The sequence below is a fragment of the Nocardioides sp. CPCC 206348 genome, assembly GCF_048654705.1.
GTDB lineage: Bacteria > Actinomycetota > Actinomycetes > Propionibacteriales > Nocardioidaceae > Nocardioides.
Map to the genome: position 1 here is coordinate 1 of NZ_JBMCZA010000023.1, position 853 is coordinate 853.

Here is an 853-nt window from a genome sequence, read left to right on the forward strand (position 1 = left end):
ATTACGAGCACCATGCGATTCTGCATACGGCGGAGCACGGGAGCTGAACGAAAATTCTGATAGAGCGTGAGGGAGTTGGCGCTGAAGTCGCCGGCGAAGGTCTTCATGATGCCGTCGAGCGCCCCGGCGAACTTCATGATGCGTTGTTTGGTGTCGCCTACTGCGGTTAGCACCGCGCTGCTGTCTAGAAACGCTTCCTTCAGGAGTTCGTACTGCTTCGCCGTCGCGTCTTGGAACTCGTCGAGGAACACATGGGTGTAGGTCTGGTGGATGGCGTTGCGCGCGTGTGGGCTTATCCGGAGGATGTCGATGGCGAGCCGAACAAGGTCATCGAAGGTGATCTGCTCGTACTGGACCCGCTTAGTCGCGTGAAGGGTGTAGTCGGGATCGAGGGCGTCGGTGCCAGTGAGGAGGACGCGGTAGTTGTCGACGATCCGCTTGGCGAAGGCGTGAAAGGTGAAGCTGTCGAACCGCGCCGCCAGTTGGCCCCTGCAACGTCGACGTACACGCTCACGAATGTTGCGTGCCGCGTCGACTTTGAACGAGATCGCCAGGATTCGTCTCGGGTAGGGGCAGCTGCCCGTTGTGAGGAGGAAGTCCGCTCGTTGAGCTAACAACTCGGTCTTGCCTGCGCCGGGTCCGGCCGAGACCACGACGTCAGAGTCTTGCTCTCGTACGGCTAGGAGTGCGTTCGTCTCGAGGGTGATCCCGTCCGCCGGTTTCCAGCTCTCAGGGGAGATCATTCGGGCGTCGACTCAAGACGTTTGCTAACGGCGTCGATGAGCCGTGCAAGGGGACCGGGAAGAGCATCGAAGAGCAGCTCGTCCTGTCCGTCGAACGCTGCCATGGCAGC

Annotated in this window: 1 protein-coding gene; it reads right to left on the reverse strand. The window is 60.6% G+C overall.

Going from position 1 to position 853, the window contains the following annotated elements; genetic code table 11:
- The coding region (locus ACOADB_RS00805) for a UvrD-helicase domain-containing protein (RefSeq protein WP_378596022.1) at positions 1-653 on the reverse strand (653 nt) is incomplete at its 3' end.
- Positions 654-853 lie beyond the last annotated feature (200 nt).